23 protein-coding genes are annotated in these 21,979 nt (G+C 70.2%); 8 read left to right on the top strand and 15 right to left on the bottom strand.

Annotated elements, in window-relative coordinates:
* Positions 1-8: 8 nt before the first annotated feature.
* From eno to mfd, 5 genes are all read right to left on the bottom strand, one after another.
* Positions 9-1,286, bottom strand: coding sequence for a phosphopyruvate hydratase (gene eno, locus H976_RS0103420; RefSeq protein ID WP_027860392.1), 1,278 nt, complete (start codon positions 1,284-1,286; stop codon positions 9-11).
* Positions 1,287-1,361: 75 nt separating this feature from the next.
* Complete coding sequence (locus H976_RS0103425; RefSeq protein ID WP_027860393.1) at positions 1,362-2,129, bottom strand: hypothetical protein; 768 nt, start codon at positions 2,127-2,129, stop codon at positions 1,362-1,364.
* Positions 2,126-2,740 (bottom strand): MazG family protein, encoded by a 615-nt coding sequence (locus tag H976_RS24340; protein WP_036224480.1) that lies wholly within the window; start codon positions 2,738-2,740, stop codon positions 2,126-2,128. The genes H976_RS0103425 and H976_RS24340 overlap by 4 nt, the downstream gene beginning before the upstream one ends.
* A gap of 4 nt (positions 2,741-2,744) precedes the next feature.
* The gene (locus tag H976_RS0103435) at positions 2,745-3,443 is read right to left on the bottom strand and encodes a hypothetical protein (protein ID WP_155917934.1); all 699 of its coding nucleotides are present in this window, start codon (positions 3,441-3,443) and stop codon (positions 2,745-2,747) included.
* Positions 3,440-6,976 (bottom strand): transcription-repair coupling factor, encoded by a 3,537-nt coding sequence (gene mfd, locus H976_RS0103440; RefSeq protein ID WP_027860395.1) that lies wholly within the window; start codon positions 6,974-6,976, stop codon positions 3,440-3,442. Before mfd ends, H976_RS0103435 begins: the two co-directional genes overlap by 4 nt.
* Positions 6,977-7,099: 123 nt before the next feature.
* Here mfd and H976_RS0103445 point away from each other — a divergent pair, with 123 nt between their 5' ends.
* Positions 7,100-7,840, top strand: a complete 741-nt coding sequence (locus H976_RS0103445) for a class I SAM-dependent methyltransferase (RefSeq protein ID WP_027860396.1) — start codon at positions 7,100-7,102, stop codon at positions 7,838-7,840.
* Here the strand turns inward: H976_RS0103445 and H976_RS0103450 are convergent.
* Together H976_RS0103450 and H976_RS0103455 are read right to left on the bottom strand one after the other, a co-directional pair.
* Positions 7,837-8,238 carry a hypothetical protein gene (locus H976_RS0103450; RefSeq protein WP_027860397.1) on the bottom strand — a complete coding sequence of 134 codons (402 nt, stop codon included), beginning with the start codon at positions 8,236-8,238 and terminating at the stop codon, positions 7,837-7,839. The genes H976_RS0103445 and H976_RS0103450 overlap by 4 nt on opposite strands.
* 5 nt (positions 8,239-8,243) lie before the next feature.
* The gene (locus H976_RS0103455; protein WP_027860398.1) at positions 8,244-8,645 is read right to left on the bottom strand and encodes a VOC family protein; all 402 of its coding nucleotides are present in this window, start codon (positions 8,643-8,645) and stop codon (positions 8,244-8,246) included.
* 77 nt (positions 8,646-8,722) lie between these two features.
* Here H976_RS0103455 and H976_RS0103460 point away from each other — a divergent pair, with 77 nt between their 5' ends.
* Positions 8,723-9,043, top strand: coding sequence for a helix-turn-helix transcriptional regulator (locus tag H976_RS0103460; protein WP_027860399.1), 321 nt, complete (start codon positions 8,723-8,725; stop codon positions 9,041-9,043).
* On the top strand, positions 9,043-9,573 hold the full coding sequence (locus H976_RS24345) for an SRPBCC family protein (RefSeq protein ID WP_036224483.1): 531 nt from the start codon (positions 9,043-9,045) through the stop codon (positions 9,571-9,573). The genes H976_RS0103460 and H976_RS24345 overlap by 1 nt, the downstream gene beginning before the upstream one ends.
* On the opposite strand, the gene H976_RS0103470 is transcribed toward H976_RS24345, so the two are convergent.
* Entirely contained in the window at positions 9,570-11,297 is a 1,728-nt protein-coding gene (locus tag H976_RS0103470; RefSeq protein ID WP_027860400.1) for a glycerol-3-phosphate dehydrogenase/oxidase, read from the bottom strand. The two genes, H976_RS24345 and H976_RS0103470, sit on opposite strands and share 4 nt — an antisense overlap.
* A 32-nt stretch (positions 11,298-11,329) precedes the next feature.
* Positions 11,330-11,680 (bottom strand): hypothetical protein, encoded by a 351-nt coding sequence (locus H976_RS0103475; protein ID WP_027860401.1) that lies wholly within the window; start codon positions 11,678-11,680, stop codon positions 11,330-11,332.
* 535 nt (positions 11,681-12,215) lie between these two features.
* Between H976_RS0103475 and H976_RS0103480 the strand changes: the two genes are divergently transcribed.
* Both H976_RS0103480 and H976_RS28460 read left to right on the top strand, forming a co-directional pair.
* Positions 12,216-13,166, top strand: coding sequence for a DUF222 domain-containing protein (locus H976_RS0103480; protein WP_027860402.1), 951 nt, complete (start codon positions 12,216-12,218; stop codon positions 13,164-13,166).
* Positions 13,163-13,528: an HNH endonuclease signature motif containing protein gene (locus H976_RS28460; RefSeq protein WP_027860403.1), complete on the top strand. Its 366-nt coding sequence runs from the start codon at positions 13,163-13,165 to the stop codon at positions 13,526-13,528. Before H976_RS0103480 ends, H976_RS28460 begins: the two co-directional genes overlap by 4 nt.
* 14 nt (positions 13,529-13,542) lie before the next feature.
* On the opposite strand, the gene H976_RS0103490 is transcribed toward H976_RS28460, so the two are convergent.
* On the bottom strand, positions 13,543-14,058 hold the full coding sequence (locus tag H976_RS0103490) for a nucleotidyltransferase domain-containing protein (RefSeq protein ID WP_196803940.1): 516 nt from the start codon (positions 14,056-14,058) through the stop codon (positions 13,543-13,545).
* Between the two features lie 114 nt (positions 14,059-14,172).
* On the bottom strand, positions 14,173-15,192 hold the full coding sequence (locus tag H976_RS0103495) for an LLM class flavin-dependent oxidoreductase (protein WP_027860405.1): 1,020 nt from the start codon (positions 15,190-15,192) through the stop codon (positions 14,173-14,175).
* A gap of 106 nt (positions 15,193-15,298) precedes the next feature.
* Here H976_RS0103495 and H976_RS0103500 point away from each other — a divergent pair, with 106 nt between their 5' ends.
* Together H976_RS0103500 and H976_RS0103505 are read left to right on the top strand one after the other, a co-directional pair.
* Positions 15,299-15,943, top strand: coding sequence for an NAD(P)-dependent oxidoreductase (locus H976_RS0103500; protein ID WP_027860406.1), 645 nt, complete (start codon positions 15,299-15,301; stop codon positions 15,941-15,943).
* Positions 15,944-15,997: 54 nt separating this feature from the next.
* Positions 15,998-16,453 carry a pyridoxamine 5'-phosphate oxidase family protein gene (locus H976_RS0103505; protein WP_027860407.1) on the top strand — a complete coding sequence of 152 codons (456 nt, stop codon included), beginning with the start codon at positions 15,998-16,000 and terminating at the stop codon, positions 16,451-16,453.
* 5 nt (positions 16,454-16,458) lie between these two features.
* Here the strand turns inward: H976_RS0103505 and H976_RS0103510 are convergent, their stop codons facing one another.
* Genes H976_RS0103510 through H976_RS0103520 form a run of 3 tightly spaced genes read right to left on the bottom strand, consistent with a single transcriptional unit; the run spans position 16,459 to position 19,953 of the window.
* Positions 16,459-17,565, bottom strand: coding sequence for a GuaB3 family IMP dehydrogenase-related protein (locus H976_RS0103510; protein WP_027860408.1), 1,107 nt, complete (start codon positions 17,563-17,565; stop codon positions 16,459-16,461).
* A 24-nt stretch (positions 17,566-17,589) separates the two neighbouring features.
* A complete protein-coding gene (gene guaB / locus H976_RS0103515; protein WP_027860409.1) occupies positions 17,590-19,098 on the bottom strand; it encodes an IMP dehydrogenase in 1,509 nt (502 codons plus the stop codon).
* A gap of 45 nt (positions 19,099-19,143) precedes the next feature.
* Entirely contained in the window at positions 19,144-19,953 is an 810-nt protein-coding gene (locus H976_RS0103520) for a GNAT family N-acetyltransferase (RefSeq protein WP_027860410.1), read from the bottom strand.
* A gap of 83 nt (positions 19,954-20,036) precedes the next feature.
* Between H976_RS0103520 and H976_RS0103525 the strand changes: the two genes are divergently transcribed.
* Positions 20,037-20,594: a protein-L-isoaspartate O-methyltransferase gene (locus H976_RS0103525; RefSeq protein ID WP_027860411.1), complete on the top strand. Its 558-nt coding sequence runs from the start codon at positions 20,037-20,039 to the stop codon at positions 20,592-20,594.
* Here the strand turns inward: H976_RS0103525 and H976_RS0103530 are convergent.
* Positions 20,591-21,973: a GntP family permease gene (locus tag H976_RS0103530; RefSeq protein WP_196803941.1), complete on the bottom strand. Its 1,383-nt coding sequence runs from the start codon at positions 21,971-21,973 to the stop codon at positions 20,591-20,593. The genes H976_RS0103525 and H976_RS0103530 overlap by 4 nt on opposite strands.
* Positions 21,974-21,979 lie beyond the last annotated feature (6 nt).

The raw sequence follows: 21,979 nt of genomic DNA on the forward strand, positions 1-21,979 counted from the left end.
TCGCGACCTCAGCCCTGGTACCTCGGGAAGGCGGCCCGACCCGCATAGCGAGCGGCGTCGTCGAGCTCCTCCTCGATGCGCAGGAGCTGGTTGTACTTCGCCACCCGCTCCGAGCGGGCCGGTGCACCGGTCTTGATCTGGCCACAATTCGTGGCCACCGCGAGGTCGGCGATGGTGGTGTCCTCGGTCTCGCCCGACCGGTGGCTCATCATGCAGCGGAAGCCGCTGCGGTGGGCGAGCTCGACGGAGTCGAGGGTCTCGGTCAGCGAGCCGATCTGGTTGACCTTCACCAGCAGCGCGTTGGCGGACTGCTCGGCGATGCCCCGGCTGAGGCGCTCGACGTTGGTGACGAACAGGTCGTCGCCGACGATCTGGATCTTGCCGCCGAGCTCGGCGGTGATGGTCTTCCAGCCGTCCCAGTCGTCCTCGTCGAGGGGGTCCTCGATCGAGACGATGGGGTAGGACGACACGAGGTCGGCGTAGTAGTCGGTCATCTGCTTCGAGGTGCGCTTCTTGCCCTCGAAGGTGTACTTGTTCTTCTCGCAGAACTCGCTCGCCGCCACGTCGAGGGCGAGCGCGAAGTCGGTGCCGAGCTTGAAGCCGGCGGACTTGATCGCGTCGGCGATCAGGTCGAGCGCCGCCCGGTTGCTCGGGAGCTCGGGGGCGAAGCCTCCCTCGTCACCGACGCCGGTGGCGAGACCCTTCTTCTTCAGCACCGCCTTGAGGGCGTGGTAGACCTCGGCACCCTGCTGGAGCGCCTCGCGGAACGAGGCGGCGCCGATCGGCGCGATCATGAACTCCTGGATGTCGACGTTGGTGTCGGCGTGGGCGCCGCCGTTGAGGATGTTCATCATCGGCACCGGCAGCAGGTGGGCGTTGGGTCCGCCGACGTAGCGGAACAACGGCAGCTCGGCCGACACCGAGGCGGCCCGGGCCACGGCGAGCGAGACGCCGAGGATCGCGTTGGCGCCGAGGTTGGCCTTGTTGGGGGTGCCGTCGAGGTCGAGCATCGCCTGGTCGACGAGCCTCTGGTCACTGGCGTCGAGGCCGATGATCTCCGGCTCGATCTGGTCCTGCACGGCACTGACGGCCATCTCGGTGCCCTTGCCGCCGTAGCGACTGCCGCCGTCGCGCAGCTCCACGGCCTCGAAGGCGCCCGTGGACGCTCCGGAGGGTACGGCGGCCCGGCCGACCGAGTCGTCGTCGAGGAGCACCTCGACCTCGACCGTGGGGTTGCCGCGCGAGTCCAGGATCTCGCGGGCGATGACGCTGTCGATGGAAGCCAAGAACCTGCTCCTGGGTCGGGGGGTGGGGCAGTTTCACCCTAACCGGGGCAGGCGGCGATCCCGCGTAGCACCCGCCTACCTGCCCGTACCGAAGACGACCGGGCCGGGACCCACCTGGTCGAGAAGACTGCACGCTCGGGCCGCGATGTCGCAGCGGACGATGTGCCGGGCCTGACCGGCCGCGTCCGTGCCCACGCCGAAGAAGACCGAGTCGCCGACCCAGCCACCGGGTCGGAAGTGGTGCGGCGCTCCCCGGAGCGGCACCCGGTCGCCGGTGGCCGTCTCGACGACGGACGGCACCCCGTCCGCAGTCGTCGTCACCACGTAGCGCCCCGGTCCGCGGCGCTTCTGCGCTGGGGTCTGGGTGGTGACCCCGATGCGCATCGCCCGGCCGGTGCGGGTGTCGTAGCCCTGGGTCTCCTCCGTGCCTCCACGGGTGTCGACGACGTTGAGCAGGGAGGCGTCACCGTTGACCTGCACCCCCGTCACACCGGTCTGGCCGGTGCCGCGCAGCCGGGTGAGGTCGGTGAACCACAGCTCCCCGGCGGCCAGGACGAACACACCGCCGGGCACGACCACGAAGGCCTCGATGTCGACCGGCGAGAGGTCGGCCTGGTCGCCATCGACGTGGAGCACGCCTCCCTGGGCCCACACGACGTCGGCCGGCGAGACGTCACCGTGGCCCACCGGGATGGTGGCCGGCGCCGGTGCCACCGACCGGCTGGGCGTGGCCGTGATCGTCCTGGTCGGGGGCGGGGCCATCTCGTCGTCGGTCCCGGTGGCGCAGCCACCAGCGAGCACGACCAGCACCGCCGTGAGCAGACCGACCGTCCGTCGGCTCACGCCCCGGCCCGTCGTACGGCGTCGCGCAGCGCCTGTTCGGGGTCCTCCCCCGCTGCTCGTGCCTCGGCGACGAGGGCCAGCAGCCGGTCCCCGAGGTCGGAGGGGTCGGGCGCGGGCAGGACCCGGCCGGCACGCTCGAGCCGGTCCAGCACCTTGGTGGCGCGGGTCAGCGCCGGGAGCTCGAGGGGGATGCCGTCGAAGAGGTCGGTGCGCTGCTTCTCCGCGGCCTTGACCGCCTCCCAGGTCTCGTTGATCCGGGCCGGGTCGGTCTCGTGGACGTCACCGAACACGTGCGGGTTGCGGCGGATCATCTTCTCGCGCAGCCCGGAGGCGACGTCCTCGATGTCGAAGGCCCCCGTCTCGGCCGCGATCGCGGCGTGCAGGTACACCTGCAGCAGCACGTCGCCGAGCTCCTCGCGCAGGTCGTCGGGGTTGCCGCCGGCGTCGAGGGCCTCGATCGCCTCCAGGGTCTCGTAGGTCTCCTCGAGCAGGTGCTTGGCCAGCGAGCGGTGGGTCTGCGCGGCCTTCCAGCCGCACTCGGCGCGCAGCTTGGCCATGATCTCGACGAGCTCGACCAGAGCGGAGTCCGCTCCGGGCTCGTCGACGGTCACGGGGTCAGCCGCACTTCTGGCCGCTGGGGAGACCGCCGAGCCACGCCGGGTCCGGCGTCGTCTTCGAGCCGCTCTTGGCGAAGCCCGAGACGGGCTTGGACACCGACGGGTCGGCACCGCCCGGCCAGCCGACGCCGGCCGGTCCGTAGCGGGGGTCGGTGTGGATGTCGACGGTCTTCAACCAGGGCTCGCGCTTCTGGTAGCCGGCGTTGAGCAGCTGCTCGGCGTTGTTCGCGTCGGCCTGCTGGCCGGTGGCCTGCTCGCCGACCTGGGTGAGGATGTCGCGGCTCTCGGCCCACCGCTGGAAGGTGTCCTCCATGAACGGCTGGTACTTCTTCGGCAGCGTCTTGATCAGCGGGTCGATCTGGGAGTACGTCGCAGCGACCTCTTGGGGCCGCGGCGTCACGTCCTCGTGCTTGCCGAACTTCAAGGTCAGCTCGATGTCCATCAGCAGCGTCAACGCCTGCTGGACGAGCTGCTTGCGGGAGGTCACCTGGGTCTGCGACTGACCGGACTTCGCGGCTTTCTCGATCCCCGCGCACTGGGCGTCGGTGAGCTCGTCGACGTCGCTGCGGCTGATCTTGGTGCCGGCGATGACCGACGCGGTGCCCGGAGGGACCGAGCCGCACCCGCCGAGGACGAGCGCCATGCCCATCGCTGCCACAGCGACCAGCGGGCCACGCCTCACCGCACGGGTCCTCACGATCCGGTCTCCTCACCTGTCATCGGGATCACGCCGTCGATCACCTGCCTGACCCAGGCGAGCAGCTCCTCGTCGCGAGGAGGCTGGGCACCGAAGCCGGGCGGCTGTGGCCGTGGCACCAGCATGGTACGCACGGGGGCCTTGTAGAGGCTCTTGGGGTACAGCCGGTTCAGGCGTACGACGCGCGAGTCGGGCAGCTCGACGGGATGGAAGCGGACGTACTTGCCCTGCACCGTCACCTCCGACAGCCCGGCGTCGCGCGCCCGGGCCCGGAAGCTGGCCACCGCGAGCAGCCGGGTGACCGGCTCGGGAGGTGGGCCGTAGCGGTCGACCAGCTCCTCGTGGAGCAGCTTCACGTCGTCGTCGGAGCGCACCTCGGCCAGCCGCTTGTACATCTCGAGGCGCAACCGCTCGCTGCCGATGTAGTCGTGCGGCAGGTGGGCGTCGATCGGCAGCTCGATCTTGACCTCGACGGGCTGCTCGACACCGGCGCCGTCCTGGCGGAACTCCGAGACCGCCTCGCCGACGAGACGCACGTAGAGGTCGAAGCCGACGTCGGCGATGTGGCCGGACTGCTCGCCGCCGAGCAGGTTGCCGGCGCCACGGATCTCGAGGTCCTTCATCGCGATCGCCATGCCACCACCGAGGTCGGAGTGCTGCGCCAGCGTGGCGAGCCGCTCGTGGGCGGTTTCCGTCAGCGGCTTGTCCGGCGGGTAGAGGAAGTAGGCGTAGGCCCGTTCGCGTGAGCGACCGACCCGGCCGCGCAGCTGGTGCAGCTGGGAGAGACCGAGGGTGTCGGAGCGCTCGATGATCATCGTGTTGGCGTTGGAGACGTCGAGACCGGACTCCACGATCGTGGTGCAGACGAGCACGTCGAAGCGCTTCTCCCAGAAGTCGAGCATCACCTGCTCGAGCTGGTGCTCGCCCATCTGGCCATGCGCGGTCGCGACCCGTGCCTCGGGGACGAGCTCCTTGATCTTGTTGGCGGCCCTCTCGATCGACTGCACCCGGTTGTGGATGTAGAACACCTGGCCGTCGCGGAGCAGCTCGCGGCGTACGGCGGCGGCGACCTGGCGGTCCTCGTAGGCGCCGACGTAGGTGAGCACCGGATGCCGCTCCTCCGGCGGGGTCGCGATCGTGGACATCTCGCGGATCCCGGTGATCGCCATCTCGAGCGTGCGAGGGATCGGGGTCGCGGACATGGAGAGCACGTCGACGCTGGTGCGCAGCGCCTTCATCTGCTCCTTGTGCTCGACGCCGAAGCGCTGCTCCTCGTCGACGATGATCAGCCCGAGGTCCTTGATCTTGATGTCGCGGTTGAGCAGCCGGTGGGTGCCGATGACGATGTCGACGCTGCCGTCCGCGAGGCCCTCGACGACTTCGCGCGCCTCCTTGTCGCTCTGGAACCGGCTCAGTGGCCTCAGCGTCACCGGGAAGCCGCTCATCCGCTCGGCGAAGGTCGCGTAGTGCTGGGTGACGAGCAGCGTCGTCGGCACCAGCACGGCGACCTGCTTGCCCTCCTGGACCGCCTTGAAGGCAGCGCGGACGGCGATCTCGGTCTTGCCGTAGCCGACGTCGCCGCAGACCAGCCGGTCCATGGGTACGACGCGACGCATGTCGGCCTTGACCTCCTCGACCGTGCTGAGCTGGTCGGGGGTCTCGTGGAACGGGAAGGCGTCCTCGAGCTCGGTCTGCCACGGGGTGTCCGGGCCGAAGGCGTGGCCCTGGGTGGCCTGCCGGGCGGCGTACAGCTTGATCAGCTCGGCCGCGATCTGCCGCACGGCCTTGCGGGCGCGACCCTTGCGCTTGGCCCAGTCGGCACCGCCGAGCCGGTCGAGGCTGGGGTGCTCGCCCCCGACGTAGCGCGTCACCTGGTCGAGCGCGTCGGCCGGGACGTAGAGCTTGTCCGCGGGGTGACCGCGCTTGGAGGAGCCGTACTCCAGGACGAGGTACTCGCGCACCGCACCGTGCACCTCGCGCTGGCGCATCTCCACGAAGCGACCCACGCCGTGCTGCTCGTGCACCACGAAGTCGCCGGCCTTGAGCTCGAGCGGGTCGATCTGCTTCTTGCGGCGCGCGGGCATCTTGCGCATGTCGCGCGTGGTGGCCTTCTGCCCGGCAAGGTCCTCGCCGGTGAGTACGACGAGACCGGGGTTCTCGAGGGTCAGTCCGTGCTCGAGACAGCCCTGGGTGACCTGGACGACGTGGTCGGCGGAGGCGGCCACCTCGTCCACGAGCCGGGCCGCGATGTCGTGCTCGGCCAGCACCTCGACCATGCGCTGGGCCGGGCCGTGGCCCTGGTGGACCGTGACCACCTGTCGACCGGCGCCGAGGTGGGCGCGGATGTCGCCGACGGCCTGCTCGATGTCGCCGCGGTAGGCCGCTGCCGGCTGGGCGGCCACCTCGCGGGTGCCGCCGTCGGTGTCCCCTTCCATGTCAAGGCCGAACGGGCTCACGCCCCACCACGCCTGGCCGGACTCGAGCACCTCGCTGCGGACCTCACCGATCCCGCGGAGAGAGGCGGCGCCGAGGTCGATCGGCGCCTTCCCACCCGAGGCAGCCGCGGCCCAGCTCGCGCCGAGGAACTCCTCGCTGGTGGCGACCAGGTCGTGCGCGCGGGTCCGGACACGCTCGGGGTCGAGGACGAGCACGTGCGTGTCCGGCGGGAACAGGTCGACGAGCATCTCCATCTCGTCCACGAGCACCGGGGACAGCGACTCCATCCCCTCGACGGCCATGCCCTCGGCCAGCTTGTCGGTGATCTCCGCGAGCTGGGGGTGTTGCTCGCCGAGCTCGGCCGCGCGTCGTCGTACGTCGTCGGTGAGGAGCAGCTCGCGACAGGGCGGCGCCCACACGCGTTCGACCTTGTCCATGGTGCGCTGGTCAGCCACGGCGAAGCTGCGGATCTCGTCGATCTCGTCGCCGAAGAACTCCACCCGCAGCGGGTGCTCCTCGGTCGGCGGGAAGACGTCGACGATGCCGCCGCGGACGGCGAACTCGCCACGCTTCTCGACGAGGTCGACGCGGGAGTACGCGGCACCCACGAGCCGTCGTACGACGTCCTCGAGCTCGACCTCCTGACCCGCTTCCAGCTCGACCGGCTCGAGGTCGGCCAGCCCCTTCACCTGCGGCTGCAGCACCGAACGGATCGGTGCCACGACCACCTTCAGCGGCCCGTTGTTGGCGTCGCTGCCGGGGTGCTTGATCCGGCGCAGCACCGCCAGCCGCCGGCCGACGGTGTCGCTACGCGGGCTGAGCCGCTCGTGAGGCAGCGTCTCCCAGGCCGGGTAGAAGGCGACCGACTCGGGGTCGAGCAGGTCCTGGAGCTCCTCGGTCAGGTCCTCGGCCTCGCGCACGGTCGCGGCGACGACGAGCACGGTGCGTCCGGCGTCGACCAGCCCCCGCACCACGAACGGCCGCAGGGCCGCCGGGCCGGTGAGGTCGAGCGTGCTCACCCCCGCCTTGGCATCATCCATCGCCGCGGCAAGTACGGGTTCACGGAGGACGAGGTCGGCCAGGCCGGCGATGCTCAACGGGGTCACTTCTCTCAGGCGGTGCACGGGCACGCACGAAGACCCCCAACCGGTGCGGAGAGGGGGTGGCGGAACGTCACCGAGTCTACGTGGGCCGCGAAGTCGCGACGCTAGGGTGCCACGGTGAACCGCCACCAGTTCCTGCGCCGCCTGCACCGTCAGCTGCGTCCCCGCACCTACCTCGAGACCGGTGTCGCCGACGGCCGGAGCATGACCCTGTCGCGGGTGCCCAGCATCGGCATCGACCCGGCCTTCAGGATCGACCAGGAGATCGTCGCCGACGTGCACCTCGCCCGGATCGCCAGCGACGAGTTCTTCGCACGGGAGGATCCGGTCGCGCACCTGCCCATCTCGACGGTGGACCTGGCCTTCATCGACGGCATGCACCTCGCGGAGTACGCCCTGCGCGACTACCTCGCCGTGGAGCGGTTCACGCACCCGTCCAGCGTCGTGGTCTTCGACGACATGCTCCCCCGCACCGTCGCCGAGGCGGCCCGGCACCGCCACACCGCTGCCTGGACCGGCGACGTCTACAAGGCGGTGCAGGCGCTCCGGGACCACCGGCCCGACCTCATCGTCCTCGAGGTCGACACCTTCCCGACCGGCGTGGTGGTGGTGCTCCGGCCCGACGCGAGCCGCGACGGCGTGATGGCGGAGTACGACGACTGGATGGACATCGCCCTCGACCCGGACCCGCAGGACGTCCCCGAGGAGATCCTCACCAGGTCGCGCGCCTTCAAGCCGGAGGCGCTGCTCGCCAGCGACGGGTGGCGGACCCTGCGCGACCTGCGCGACCTCCCGCCCGCCGAGGCGGCAGCGGCCGTCGGCCAGGCCTTCTCCGGCCTGCTGCAGCCGACTCGCTAGCGGCGGACGACCCGCCTGAGCCGTCGTACGACCCGGCGGGTGAGGCTGGGAGTGGGGACGACGGGCCTGGCCTTGGGCACGACGCTGGGCGGACCCTCGACACCGAGCAGCAGGACGAGGGGACGGGCGCCCTGCACGAGCAGGCGGGCGTCCACCTGCACTCCGTCGAGCGCGATCGACCACTGCCCGTCGACCAGCCCGGCCCGCGGAGTGCGGGCCCGCACCAGACCGGTACCGGCCTCCGTGCGGGCGGTGACCGTCGGCCCGCCGCCGGAGAGCACCAGCGTCGTGGCGTCCGCGGCGCCCTCGAGACCGCACAGCACCAGCTCGACCTCGTCGCCGCGCAGCCGGGCATGGCTGTCGACGTAGTCGATCGTCAACGATTCCGGGGTCTCCACGGCGCTCATCCTTGCACCGGCGCCGCGATGACCTCGTCCATGCTGCGCAGGATGCAGAACTCGTTGCCCTCCGGGTCGGCCAGCACCACCCAGCCGGTGCCGTCGTCGTTGCGCCGGTCGTCGACCTCAGTGGCGCCGAGCGCGAGCAGCCGGCCCAGCTCCTCCTCGCGGGTGCCGGCGCTGGGACGCAGGTCGAGGTGGATCCGGTTCTTGGTCGCCTTGTCCTCGGGCACCTCGATGAAGAGCAACGGGTGGCCACCGTCGGGTCGCTGGATCCAGCACTCCTCGTGACCGGGTTCGTTGGGGTCATCCGGCTTGTCGACGTACTCCAGCACCTGCTTCCACCACTCGGAGAGCTCGTAGGCGTTGCGGCAGTCGATCGAGGTGTGCGAGATGTACGACGTCATGGGCCCAGCCTGCCGTGACTCGCCCCGCGAGAACACATGCCTTGACAGGCATATTCTCCAGACGGCATATTGGGGGCATGGAGAACACCCTGTGGGCCGCGCTGGTCGACCCGAACCGTCGCGCCGTGCTGGACCTGCTGGCCCAGGGGGAGCTGTCGGTCAACGAGCTGGTCGAGCGGCTCGGGCTGACGCAGCCGCAGACCTCGAAGCACCTCCGGGTGCTGCGCGAGGCCGGGCTGGTGCGGGTCGACCAGCAGGCACAACGACGGATCTATGCGGTCGAGCCGGCCCCGATGGCCGAGCTCGACGAGTGGCTGGCGCCGTACCGCCGGCTCTGGAACACCAGCCTCGACCGACTCGGGGCACACCTGGACAAGGATCTGGACAAGGAGAAGTGATGCAGACGACCGACGAAGGCACCTACCTCGAGATCGACGACCGCCCGGCGGTGCGTTTCGAGCGCATCTACCACCACCCGGTCGAGCGGGTGTGGCAGGCGATCACGGACCCGACCGAGATGAGCCACTGGTTCCCCTCCCCCGAGATCGACTACGAGGCCCGCGCCGGCGGCAGGATCACGCTGTCCGGCGATCCCTACTCCCCCGACGCCAAGACCACGCGGGTGCTGGTCTGGGAGCCGCCCCACCGGTTCTCCTTCGAGTGGGAGAGCGACGAGCTGCACTTCACGCTGACCGAGCACGACGACGGTTGCCGCCTCGAGCTGGTCAACCTGCTCTCCACGAGCGGCGCGGGTGCACGCAACGCGGCCGGCTGGGAGATGTGCCTGGGCCACCTCGACCGCGTCGTCGCCGGCACCTGGGAACCGCAGCCGACGGACGGCAGCATGGAGGAGTTCCTGCCCGTGGTGGAGAAGTACAAGGGCCGCGGCGTCCCCGACGACGGCTGGCGGCCGGACCCGCCTGGCTAGACGGCCCAGGGCCCCTCGGGGGCGCTGACCCGGGCCTCGTCGGCCTCCTGGTCGGTGGGCATCTCCTGGCTCTGGCGCTCGGCCTCGACCCGGCGCAGGTAGTGGTCGACCTCGTCCTCGAGACGGGAGTCGTCCCAGCCGAGCTCGGCAGCCATCAGCTCCGCCGCGATCCGGGCCGACGAGGTGCCGCGGTCGAAGGTCTCGATCGAGATACGGGTACGACGCGCCAGCACGTCGTCGAGGTGTCGGGCCCCCTCGTGGGTGACCGCGTAGACCACCTCGGCCAGCAGGTAGTCCTCCGATCCCGGCAACGGCTCCGCCAGCTCGGGTCGCCGGGCGATCAGCTCGAGCACCTCGTCGACCAGTCCACCGAACCGACCGAGCAGGTGATCGATGCGGGCGACGTCGAGCCCGCTCGAGCGCGCGATCGCGACTCGCTGGTTGGTGCGCGCCTCGTGTCCGCTGGCCCCGAGCAGCGGCACCCGGTCGGTGATGCTCTCGCCGGGTTCGTCGTCGAGCCACTTCGCTGCCGCGTCCACCGCGTCCTGGGCCATCACCCGGTAGGTGGTCAGCTTGCCGCCGGCGATCATCACCAGTCCCGGGACAGGCGTGGCGACGGTGTGCTCACGGGAGATCTTCGAGGTGGGCTCGGTGGCGCCGCGCAGGAGGGGCCGCAGGCCGGCGTACACCCCTTCGACGTCGGTGTGGTCGAGCGGCGTACGCAGCAGCTTGTTGACGTGACCGAGCACGTAGTCGATGTCGGCGCGTGACGCCGCCGGGTGGGCCAGGTCGAGGTCCCACGGGGTGTCGGTGGTGCCGATGATCCAGTGGCGGCCCCACGGGATCACGAACAGCACGGACTTCTCGGTCTTGGTGATGAAGCCGCACTCGCTGCGGATGCGGTCGCGGGGTACGACGAGATGGATGCCCTTGCTCGCCTCGACGTCGAGGGCGCCGAGGCCGCCGAGCATCTCCTGGATCTCGTTGGTCCACACACCCCCGGCGTTGACCACGACCTTGGCGCGCACCTCGATCTCGCGGTCGTTCTCGAGGTCCATCAACCGGGCGCCGACGACGCGGTCACCTTCACGGAGGAAGCCGATCACCTTGGTGCGCGAGGCCACGTGGGCGCCGTACGCCGCGGCGGTGCGTGCGATGTTCATGACCAGTCGGGCATCGTCGACCTGGCAGTCGTAGTAGCGGATCGCGCCGGTGAGGTCCTCGGTCTTCAGGTCGGGTGCCATCCGGGCGAGCTGCCGGCGGAAGACATGTTTGTGCTTGGGCACGCCCATCTCGTACTTGCCGGCCATCGCCATGCCGTTGTAGAGCACCAGCCCGGCTCCGACGTACGGCCGCTCCCAGGTGTGGTGCAGCGGGTAGAGGAAGGCCACCGGCCGCACCAGGTGTGGCGCGAGCCGGGTCAGCAGCAGGCCGCGCTCCTCGAGGGCCTCCTTGACCAGGCCGAAGTCGAACATCTCCAAGTAGCGGAGTCCTCCGTGCACCAGCTTCGAGGACCGGCTGCTGGTGCCGCTGGCGAAGTCACGCTGCTCGACCAGGGCGGTGGAGAGTCCGCGGGAGACCGCGTCCAGCGCCGTACCGGCTCCGACGACGCCTGCCCCGACCACCAGCACGTCGAGGTCCGCGCTGGTGGGCGACCCGGCGGCCTCCATCGCATCCAGAGCCTTGGCGCGCGAGCCGGGTCCGAGGTCAGCAGTCAGGCTCATGCCCCCAGTCTGTCAGGGGAGGCCGGCCGCGTTCAGCCTCCGAGACAGAGCGAGCTCGTCCACGCGCCGGCGGTGAGTCCGTGCACCGTGAAGGCGATCGCCGGAAGCAACGCGACCAGGCCGATGACGGCGCCGCGCCCGCTGTTGCGGGACATCGGCACCGCGACCAGCCACGGCAGGGCCGCGACCAGCAGCACGATCAGCATCGCGACCCGCCCGGTCAGCACGTCGTCGGGATCGGCCGGCTGGCTGCACGAGCTGGTGAAGACGAGGTGGATGAACAGGTCGGCCGGCACGGTGAGCACCACCGTGCACACGGCGATCGCGATCCAGCCCCCCGTGGTGATGCCGGGACGCTGGTCGGCGCTGATGGTCGTGGTCATGGGTCAAGGGTCGCCCGGGCGACGTACCGGTGGCATCCGTTTTCCTACTCAGATCGCCGCGTTTCCCGCCGTTGTTCTCGGGCCACGTGTCGAGCTCCGCGCACGCCGAGAACCAGAGCAACGAATGGGAAGAGCAGGAGCACGACCGTGCTGGGAGCTGCCGCACCGGCGAGTGCTCCGAAGAAGGTGGCCGTCCGGGTGTGCCAGACGTGGTGGCCGACCCACGCACCCGCGGAGGTTCCGAGAATCAGCACAGTCGTCAGGGCCGCTGCTGCTCGATTGCCCTTCCGCCGCTGCTCGACGGTCAGGCTGAACCGGCGCGGGCACCATCCGAAGCCGGTCCGGGCAGCCCAGTAGTGACGCCTGCCCTCCTCGTCCTCGCCCGTCCGCCACACACCCACCAGTTCATGGTTCCCAGGAGCTCGGCTGCTGACACACGGGGACCAGCAGATGACCTGACGACATCGCGAATCCCCTGTCCACACAGGGAATTCTCCATCCGAAACTGTCAGTGGTCGCTGCTTGAATTCACCGTATGACGACCACCCGGACCGATCTCGACACCGCCGCCGCGGTGCTCGCCTTCGCCCGGGATCGCAAGGTCGCTGCCGACCGGGCCGAGGCCGATGTGCTGTTCGCGGCGGCGACCTGGGCCGAGCAACACCCGCCGGAGTCGATCGCCGGCGCTGCGACGTGGCCCGTTCCCGGCGCTGAGTCCGAGCTGGCGCTGGCGGGTGAGGGCGCACCGCTCGTGGCGGAGTTCTGCATTGCGGAGTTCGCGGTGGCCATCGGCCGATCCACCGATTCCGGGCGCGCGTTGATCGCGCACGCGGTGGAGCTGAAGTACCGTCTCCCCCGCCACTGGACCCGCGTCCAGTCCGGGACCCTGGAGCCCTGGAGGGCGCGCCGGGTGGCGGCCGCGACGCTGGGTCTCTCCCGGGAGGCCGCGCAGCATGTCGACGTCCAGCTGGCACCGTTCGCCCACAAGGTGGGTCCCGCGCAGCTCGACCGGCTGGTCGAGGAGGCCATCGCCCGCTTCATGCCCGACACTGCCCGCGACAACGCCGAACGCGCCGCCGACGGGCGGCACGTCACCTTCCACCACCAGCAGGTGAGCTTCAACGGCACCACCTTCGTCGAGGCCGAGCTCGACCTGGCCGACGCCCTCGACCTCGACGCCGCCCTCGCCGCTGGTGCCGAGCAGCTCAAGGTCGCCGGATCCGTCGAGCCTCTCGACGTACGCCGCGCGATCGCCGCCGGCGTGCTCGCCCGCCGCCAGCTGGCTCTCGACCTCGAGCCAGGGGTCCCGCGAAGCAGCAGATCTCGCCAGGTCGTGCTCTACGTCCACTCTCCGAAGCCGCGATCACCGGAGGCGGTGGATCGCTCGACCTGGCGCGGCTGGAAAACACCCGTCAGGGCCTCACCGCCGAGCAGGTCCGCACGTGGTGCGCCAACGCCGACGCCCACATCACCGTCAAGCCGGTGATCGACCTCGCCGAGCACCTCCAGGTCGACGCCTACGAGATCCCCGACCGGCTTCGCGAACAAGCCGTCCTGCGCGACGGCAGCTGCGTCTTCCCCTGGTGCTTCCGGCCGGCGCGTTCCTGCGACATCGACCACCCGGTTCCGTACGACGACGGCGGTCCCACCGCGAGCGACAACGCCGCTCCCCTGTGTCGACGGCACCACCGGCTGAAGACGCACAGCCCGTGGACCTACACCGTGCTCGACCCCGGCACCTACCTGTGGTCGAGCCCGCACGGCTACCAGTTCCTCCGCGACCACACCGGCACGCTCGACGTCAGTCGCGACCGGCCGTCACCCGGGACCGACCCGCCTGACGGCTGACACATGTGACTCCGTCACTCCGTCGTTTGCAGGAGACGGACATCTTCGCGGTGGTGCTCAGGCAGGTCGTAGCCGGAGTGCATCGCGAGTTGAGCGGCTCGGGAAACGCAGCGCACCGTCACTCCTTCGATCCCGCCCTCATCGAAGAGTGCTTCACGAGGTAGAGGCCAGGGATCCGTGTAGAACTGGACGACGGCGCCCTCGTGGTCCACGGCGATCACGTGGACGTCGATCTCCCGACCGTCTGGATGGGCATCCACGAAGGCCGAGTCGAAGTGCACTGCCCCGGCCTGGATCGGCTGGCTCTCAGACCACGTGAGCTTCCTGTCGAATCCACGGCTGTGCACGATCTCGGCATAGCGTGAGAGGTCCGAGATCAGAACGAGAAGGTCCACGTCCTTGTGCTCTCGAGTCACGCGGCCGAGTAGCGCGTCCACGCCCCAGCCGCCCATCACCCAGCACCGGACCCCGTTCTTGTCGAGCAGGTCGTAGACCGCCAGTGCCTCTTCGACAGACATCGCTCCGGTCATGCACGGAGTCTGCATCCCCACCAGGCTCAGGTCGATCCAATCCCCGCCCGCGCCGCGATCCCCGCGAACCCACCCAGCACCACGGGGCAGACGAGCGCGCCTTCACCCCACTCCTCAGCGCCAGCCGAGCTCCGGCGCCACGTGCCGTACGACGCTGTCCAGCACGTGCGCGCAGTAGTCGACACCGAGCTGGTTGGGGATGGTCATCAGCACCGTGTCGGCGGCAGCGACTGCCTCGTCGGCGGCCAGGTCGGCGACGAGCTGGTCAGGCTCGCCGGCGTACGTCTTGCCGAAGCGGGCCAGGCCGCCCTCGAGGTGGCCGACCTGGTCCTGGCTGCGGGTCTCGCGGCCGAAGTACGCGCGGTCGAGGTCGCTGACGATCGGGAAGATGCTGCGGCTGACCGAGACCCGTGGCGTGCGTTCGTGCCCGGCGGCGGCCCAGGCGTCGCGGAACAGCTGGATCTGCTCGGCCTGGAGCTGGTGGAACGGGACGCCGGTGTCCTCGGTGAGGAGGGTGGAGCTCATCAGGTTCAGGCCCTGCTCGGCCGTCCACTCGGCGGTCTTCCGGGAGCCGGCCCCCCACCAGATCCGGTCGCGCAGGCCGGGCGAGTGCGGTTCGAGACGCAGCGGACCCGGCGGGTTGGCGAACATGGGGCGCGGATTGGGCTCGGCGAACCCTTCGCCCTCGAGCAGCTCCAGGAACACGCGGGTGTGCTCGCGCGCCATGTCGGCGTGGTCGGTGCCCTCGGCGGGCACGTGGCCGAAGTAGCGGAACCCGTCGATCACCTGCTCCGGTGAGCCGCGGCTGATGCCGAGCTGCAGCCGGCCGCCGGAGATCAGGTCGGCCGACCCGGCGTCCTCGACCATGTAGAGCGGGTTCTCGTAGCGCATGTCGATCACGCCGGTGCCGATCTCGATCCGGCTCGTGCGCGCGCCGATGGCGGCCAGCAGCGGGAACGGCGAGGCCAGCTGGCGGGCGAAGTGGTGCACCCGGAAGTACGCGCCGTCGACGCCGATCTCCTCGGCCGCGACGGCCAGATCGATGGACTGCAGCAGCGCGTCCGAGGCCGAGCGGGTGCCCGAGTGTGGCGAGTCGTTCCAGTGCCCGAAGGACAGGAAGCCGATGTTCTTCATGGCTCGTGCAACCCGTACGCCGCCCTCAGGCTTCCCGCACCGAAATAACGAGTGCCCCCGGGGAGTTCCGCAAGGAACACACCCACGCACTCGAGAAGGAGACTCCATGGCACGGATCAGCGTCCTGGGCGGCACCGGCTACAGCGGAGCGGCCGTCGCGAAGGAGGCGGCCGGTCGCGGCCACCAGGTCACCTCGGTCAGCCGGCATGAGCCCGAGGAGAGGATCGAGGGGGTCGACTACGTCATCGGGTCGGTCCTCGACCCTGACGTGCTGGCGGCTGCCGTGACCGACCACGACGTGGTCATCGAGGCCGTCTCCCCGCGCGGCGACATGAGCGGCAAGCTCGAGGGGGTCGTCGACCAGCTGGTCGAGCTCTCGCCCAGGTCGGGCACCCGGCTCGGTGTCATCGGCGGGGTCTCCTCGGTCCTGGTCGAGGAGGGCGGTCCGCGACTGTTCGACGTCAACGAGGTCGAGCCCGAGGTGCTGCCCGAGATCGAGACCGGCCTGGCGCTGCTGGAGACCCTGAAGGCCGCACCGGACGACCTGGACTGGTTCTACGTCAGCCCGCCCCTGTCCTACGGTTCCTGGGTGCCCGCTCCCGACACGGGCAGCTATCGGCTCAGTGACGACATCCTGCTCAAGGACGAGGAGGGCAACTCGACGATCTCGGCCGCCGACCTGGCGCGCGCCATTGTCGACGAGATCGAGCAGCCGCAGTACCGCCGTCGCCGGTTCCACGCAGCCCACTGACCCGATGGGTCACGCCCTGGGATGAGTGTCGGTGCACGGTGCCACAGTGAGGCCATGAGCACCTGGCGAGAGGTCCAGCAGGCCGAGCCGGAGCTCGCGCAACGGGTGCAGCGACTCTTCGACGCCCACCGCCACAAGACGATCGCCACCGTCCGGGCCGACGGTGGGCCACGCATCTCCGGGATCGAGGCGTCCTTCGCCGACGGCGAGCTGACCTTCGGCTCGATGCCGCGCGCCCGCAAGGGAGCCGACCTGCGGCGGGACCCGCGGTTCGCGCTGCACAGTGCGACCGTCGACCCCCAGGAAGGACGCGAGGCGGAGTGGCCGGGAGAGGCGAAGATCACGGGTCTCGCGATCGCCGCCGGCGCGATCGCCGACGGCCCCGACGGTGACCTGTTCCGCGCGGACATCACCGAGGTGGTGCACACCCATCTCAACGAGGTGGCCAGCCTGCTGGTGGTCGAGTGGTGGACGCCGAGCGCTGGGCTGAAGCGGGTCGAGCGGGAGTAGTCGTCCTACTGGACGACGACCTCGATGCGCTGGAACTCCTTGAGCTCGGTGTAGCCCGTGGTGGCCATGGCGCGCTTGAGCGCACCCATCAGGTTCATGGTGCCGTCGGCGACCCGCGAGGGGCCGAACAGGATCTCCTCGAGCGTGCCGACCGTGCCGAACTGGACGCGCTCACCGCGCGGGAGCTCGGCGTGGTGCGCCTCGGCGCCCCAGTGGAAGCCGTGACCCGGGGCGTCGCTGGCCCGGGCCAGCGGTGAGCCGATCATCACCGCGTCGGCGCCGCAGGCGACCGCCTTGGCGATGTCGCCGCTGCGGCCGATCGAGCCGTCGGCGATGACGTGCACGTAGCGGCCACCGGACTCGTCCATGTAGTCGCGGCGGGCGGCGGCGACGTCGGCCACCGCGCTGGCCATGGGTACGGCGACGCCGAGGACCGTGCGCGTCGTGTGGGCCGCTCCCCCACCGAAGCCGACGAGCACTCCGGCAGCGCCGGTGCGCATCAGGTGCAGGGCGGCCTGGTAGGTGGCGCACCCACCGACGATCACGGGTACGTCGAGCTCGTAGATGAACTCCTTGAGGTTCAGCGGCTCGGCCGTCGAGGAGACGTGCTCGGCGCTGACGGTGGTGCCGCGGATCACGAACATGTCGACGCCTGCGTCCACGACCGTCTTGGCGAACTCCTTGGTGCGCTGCGGACTGAGGCTGCCGGCCACGGTGACCCCCGCCTCACGGACCTGCTTGATCCGCTCGGTGATCAGCTCGGCCCGGATCGGCTCGAGGTAGATCTCCTGCATCCGCTGCACGGCGTCAGGTCCGGTGAGCTCGGCGACCTCCTGGAGCAGGTCGGTCGGGTCGTCGTAACGGGTCCAGAGCCCCTCGAGGTTGAGTACGCCGAGACCGCCGTACTGCCCGAACGCGATCGCCGTCGAGGGCGACATCACCGAGTCCATCGGAGCGGCGAGGATCGGCAGCTCGAAGCGGTAGGCGTCGATCTGCCAGGCGGTGGACACCTCTTCGGGGTCGCGCGTGCGGCGGCTGGGCACGATCGCGATGTCGTCGAAGGAGTACGCCCGGCGGCCGCGCTTGGCTCGCCCGATCTCGATCTCAGTCACGCGGTGGAGTCTTTCACGGGCCGATCAGCGCCATGAGTAGTTGGGGGCCTCGGCGGTGATCTGCACGTCGTGCGGGTGGCTCTCCTTCAGGCCGGCGGAGGTGATCCGCACGAAGCGACCCTTCTCGCGCAGCTCGGGGATGGTGCGCGCGCCGACGTAGAACATCGACTGGTGGAGCCCGCCGATCAGCTGGTGCGCGACCGCGGACAGCGGGCCGCGGTAGGCGACCTGACCCTCGATCCCCTCGGGCACGATCTTGTCGTCGCTCTGCACGTCGGCCTGGAAGTAGCGGTCCTTGGAGTAGGACTTCTTGCCGCGGCTCGACATGGCGCCGAGCGAGCCCATCCCGCGGTAGGACTTGTACTGCTTGCCGTTGACGAACACCAGGTCGCCCGGGCTCTCCTCGCAACCGGCGAGGAGGGAACCGAACATCACCGACTCGGCGCCGGCGACGAGGGCCTTGGCGATGTCGCCGGAGTACTGCAGCCCGCCGTCGGCGATCAGCGGCACGTCGGCGGGTCCGCAGGCCAGGGACGCTTCGTAGATCGCGGTCACCTGGGGTACGCCGACCCCGGCGACCACGCGGGTCGTGCAGATGGAGCCCGGCCCGACACCGACCTTGACCGCGTCGACACCGGCGTCGACCAGGGCCTGGGCGCCCTCGCGGGTGGCGACGTTGCCGCCGATGATCTGCACGTGCCGGGTGGCCGGGTCGTCCTTGAGCCGCTTGATCATGTCGAGCAGCAGCCGGGCATGTCCGTGGGCGGTGTCCACGACGAGCACGTCGACCCCGGCGTCGACCAGCGTGGTGGCCCGCTGCCAGGCCTCGCCGAAGTAGCCGACGGCGGCACCGACGAGCAGTCGGCCGTCGGCGTCGTTGGAGGCGTTGGGGAACTGCTCGGACTTCACGAAGTCCTTGACCGTGATCAGTCCGGCCAGGCGGCCCTCCTCGTCCACGATCGGGAGCCGCTCGCGCTTGTGCTTGCGCAGCAGGGCGGTGGCGTCCTCACGGCTGATACCGACCGGTGCGGTGATCAGCGGCATGTAGGTCATCACCTCGTCGACCTTGGTGCTGGCCCACTCCGCGACCGGCGTGAACCGCAGGTCGCGGTTGGTGATGATGCCGAGGAGGCGGTTGTCGACGTCGACGACCGGGAGGCCGGAGACGCGGTACTCGCCGCAGATCTGGTCGAGCTCTTCCAGCGTCTTGTCGGGACCGATCGTGACCGGGTTGGAGATCATCCCGGTCTGGGTCCGCTTGACGAGGTCGACCTGGTAGGCCTGGTCCTCGATGGAGAGGTTGCGGTGCAGGATGCCGATCCCGCCCTGGCGGGCCATCGCGATGGCCATCCGCGACTCGGTGACGGTGTCCATCGCGCTGGAGATCAGCGGGGTGCGCAGGCTGATGCCCCGCGTCAGGCGGGTGCTGGTGTCGACCTCGCTCGGGATGACGTCGGTCTCGCCCGGCAGGAGCAGGACGTCGTCGTAGGTCAGGCCGAGGGGTGCGAACTTGTCGGGGACTTCTGACGACATCAGATCCGGGGACCTTCCGGTGGGTGCGACGGGTCCCCAGTCTAACTACCGGACGCGGCCAGAACTTCCCACGGGCGCGGGCGTCGCGGGGCCGGTGCGTCGTACGCCGGTGACCACGATCCTGGCGGTCAGCAGACCGTCGCTCACCTTGAGCCGGGCACGGAGCCCGGCACCGCACACCATCGAGACGAAGCCCTCGTCCTCGGCCGGTGCGAGCAGCACCATCTCGTCCATCCCGGACACCGCCGCCTGCGAGGCGGCCCGGGTGAGCAGCTGGGTCCCGATGCCGAGGCGACGCCACGCCGGCGCGACCTCGATGGTGAGCTCCCGAGCGTCGGTCAGCGCGAAGGCGGCCACCCCGACGACGTGGCCGCCGATCCTGGCCACGACGCCGCTGGCGGTCTCGTCGTACTCCACCGGCGTCGGACCGGACGGCACCGGCTGGTCGTCGGCGGACTCGGCGAGCGCGTTGAGGGCCGAGGCCCGGGCGTGCTCGGTGGCGCTCCACTTCTCGGGGTGCGGACCGAGCAGCTTCTCCAGCACGGTCGGCAGCAGCGAGGGATCCATGACCACGTCGTGGGCCGCGGTGAGCCAGCGCGTCGGCTGGTCGATCAGGTCGTGAGTGGTGCAGGGTTCGACGCTCACCTCGTCCCCGCCTGCACCACTCACGAGCTCGGCGACCGCCCCCGCGGCCCAGTCCTCGGGAGCGCTGATCACCAGCTCGTCGGTCACCTGACCGAGGTCGGGAAAGATCTGCAGGCCCAGGATGTTCAGGCCCGCTTCTCCGCACCGTGTGGCGAGCAGCGCTAGTGCTCCCGGGCGTTCGGTCAACGACGTGCGCACCCGGAAGAACATGGCGCAACTGTCGCGTCGCCGTGTTGCGGGATCGATGCGCGCATGTTGCGGGCGTGTCAACAAACCCATGGTTGAGTGGGCGGATGGATGCCGTCTCCGAGGCCATGGACGCGGTTCCCCGAAGCGGTTTCCTCCCGCGTCGTGACCGGTCACGGGCCGCCTTCGACGGGCCGATCCAGATCGGTCATGGCCAGACGAGCTCCCAGCCGCGCACCGTCGAGGCGATGCTGCGCCTGCTCGACGTGCGGCCCGGCCAGCACGTCCTCGACGTCGGCGCCGGCTCGGGGTGGACGACGGCGTTGCTGGCCGAGCTGACGGGGCCGACCGGGTCGGTCGTCGGTGTCGAGCTGGTGCCGGAGCTCGCCGAGTGGGGCGGCGCGAACCTCGCTGCCACGTCGTACGACTGGGCGTCGATCAGGCTCGCCGTCCCCGACGTGCTCGGTGTGCCTGAGTCGGCGCCGTACGACCGGATCCTGGTCTCGGCCGAGGCGTCGTCGATGCCGCAGTCCCTCGTCGACCAGCTGGGCGACGAGGGACGGCTGGTGGTGCCGGTGCGCGGGACGATGCTGCTCGTCGTGCGCCGGGGCGCGGAGACCGAGGTGACCCGGCACGGGTCCTACCGGTTCGTGCCCCTGCTCTAGATGACGATCCCGAGCAGCAGCACGCAGATGAGGCCGGTCACCGAGAGCACCGTCTCCATCAACGACCAGGACTTGATGGTCTGGCCGACGGACAAGCCGAAGTACTCCTTGACCAGCCAGAACCCGGCGTCGTTGACGTGGGAGAAGAACACCGAGCCGGAGCCGATGGCGAGCACGACGAGCGAGGTCTCCCCGGTGCTGAGCCCGTTGACCAGGCTGACCATCAGGGCCGAGGCGGTGATCGTCGCGACGGTCGCCGAGCCGGTGGCCAGGCGGATGATGACGGCCAGGAGCCAGGCCAGCAGCAGCACCGAGATGTTGGCGCCCTGGGCCCAGTCGGCGAGCCGGGTGCCGATGCCGGTGTCGATCAGCACCTGCTTGAAGCCGCCGCCGGCCGCCACGATCAGCAGGATGCCGGCAATGGGCGGCAGGGCGTCGCTGACGGACTTGGTGATGGTCTCCCTGTTCATGCCGGAGGCTCGGCCGAAGGTGAACATGGCGACGAACACGGAGATCAGCAGCGCGATGAACGGGTTGCCGATCACGTCGAAGACCTTCTGCACCCCGTTGTCCGGGTCGTCGATGACGATGTCGACGATCGCCTTCGCCATCATCAGCGCCACCGGCAGCAGCACCGTGGCGAGGGTGACGCCGAACGAGGGACGGGTTTCGTCGACGACCTCCTCCCGGCGGTCGTACAGGTCCGGGGGCGGTACGTCGACCCAGCGACCCGCGAGCCGGCCGAACAGCGGACCGGAGACGATCACGGTCGGGACGGCGACGAGCACGCCGAGGATCAGCGTCGTACCGAGGTCGGCGCCCAGGGTGTCGATCGCGAGCAGCGGGCCGGGGTGCGGCGGCACCAGGCCGTGCATGGCCGAGAGGCCGGCCAGGGTGGGGATGCCGATCGTGATCACGGACATCTGGGAGCGGCGGGCGACGAGGTAGATGACCGGCATCAGCAGTACCAGGCCGATCTCGAAGAACATCGGCAGGCCGATGAGTGCACCGACTCCGGCCATCGACCACGGGAGCATGCGGGTCGAGGAGTGACCGACGATGGTGTCGACGAGCTGGTCGGCACCGCCCGAGTCGGCGAGCAGCTTGGCGAACATCGCACCGAGCGCGATCAGGGCGCCGACACCCGCGGCCGTCGTACCGAAGCCGGTGGAGAAGCTGGTGATGACGTCGTCGATGTTCTGCCCGGCCACGATGCCGACCGTGAGTCCGCCGAGGATCAGCGCCAGGAACGGGTGCACCTTGGCCCAGGTGATCAGCACCACGATCAGGCCGATGGCCAGAAGGGCAGCGAGCACCAGCTGCCACCCGGGGGCGACGGGTTCGACGAGCGGTGCTGCGTCGAGGGATACGAGGGACATGGTTGC

Source organism: Marmoricola sp. URHB0036, from assembly GCF_000426045.1.
Classification (GTDB): domain Bacteria; phylum Actinomycetota; class Actinomycetes; order Propionibacteriales; family Nocardioidaceae; genus Marmoricola.

Bases quoted from the DNA above. Each gene is read 5' to 3' on its own strand.
- H976_RS0103455 (WP_027860398.1), bottom strand. From the start codon at position 8,645: ATGACGTCGTACATCTCGCACACCTCGATCGACTGCCGCAACGCCTAC.
- H976_RS0103460 (WP_027860399.1), top strand. From the start codon at position 8,723: ATGGAGAACACCCTGTGGGCCGCGCTGGTCGACCCGAACCGTCGCGCC.
- H976_RS24345 (WP_036224483.1), top strand. From the start codon at position 9,043: ATGCAGACGACCGACGAAGGCACCTACCTCGAGATCGACGACCGCCCG.
- H976_RS0103470 (WP_027860400.1), bottom strand. From the start codon at position 11,297: ATGAGCCTGACTGCTGACCTCGGACCCGGCTCGCGCGCCAAGGCTCTG.
- H976_RS0103475 (WP_027860401.1), bottom strand. From the start codon at position 11,680: ATGACCACGACCATCAGCGCCGACCAGCGTCCCGGCATCACCACGGGG.
- H976_RS0103480 (WP_027860402.1), top strand. From the start codon at position 12,216: ATGACGACCACCCGGACCGATCTCGACACCGCCGCCGCGGTGCTCGCC.
- H976_RS0103490 (WP_196803940.1), bottom strand. From the start codon at position 14,058: ATGACCGGAGCGATGTCTGTCGAAGAGGCACTGGCGGTCTACGACCTG.
- H976_RS0103495 (WP_027860405.1), bottom strand. From the start codon at position 15,192: ATGAAGAACATCGGCTTCCTGTCCTTCGGGCACTGGAACGACTCGCCA.
- H976_RS0103500 (WP_027860406.1), top strand. From the start codon at position 15,299: ATGGCACGGATCAGCGTCCTGGGCGGCACCGGCTACAGCGGAGCGGCC.
- H976_RS0103505 (WP_027860407.1), top strand. From the start codon at position 15,998: ATGAGCACCTGGCGAGAGGTCCAGCAGGCCGAGCCGGAGCTCGCGCAA.
- guaB (WP_027860409.1), bottom strand. From the start codon at position 19,098: ATGTCGTCAGAAGTCCCCGACAAGTTCGCACCCCTCGGCCTGACCTAC.
- H976_RS0103520 (WP_027860410.1), bottom strand. From the start codon at position 19,953: ATGTTCTTCCGGGTGCGCACGTCGTTGACCGAACGCCCGGGAGCACTA.
- H976_RS0103525 (WP_027860411.1), top strand. From the start codon at position 20,037: ATGGATGCCGTCTCCGAGGCCATGGACGCGGTTCCCCGAAGCGGTTTC.
- H976_RS0103530 (WP_196803941.1), bottom strand. From the start codon at position 21,973: ATGTCCCTCGTATCCCTCGACGCAGCACCGCTCGTCGAACCCGTCGCC.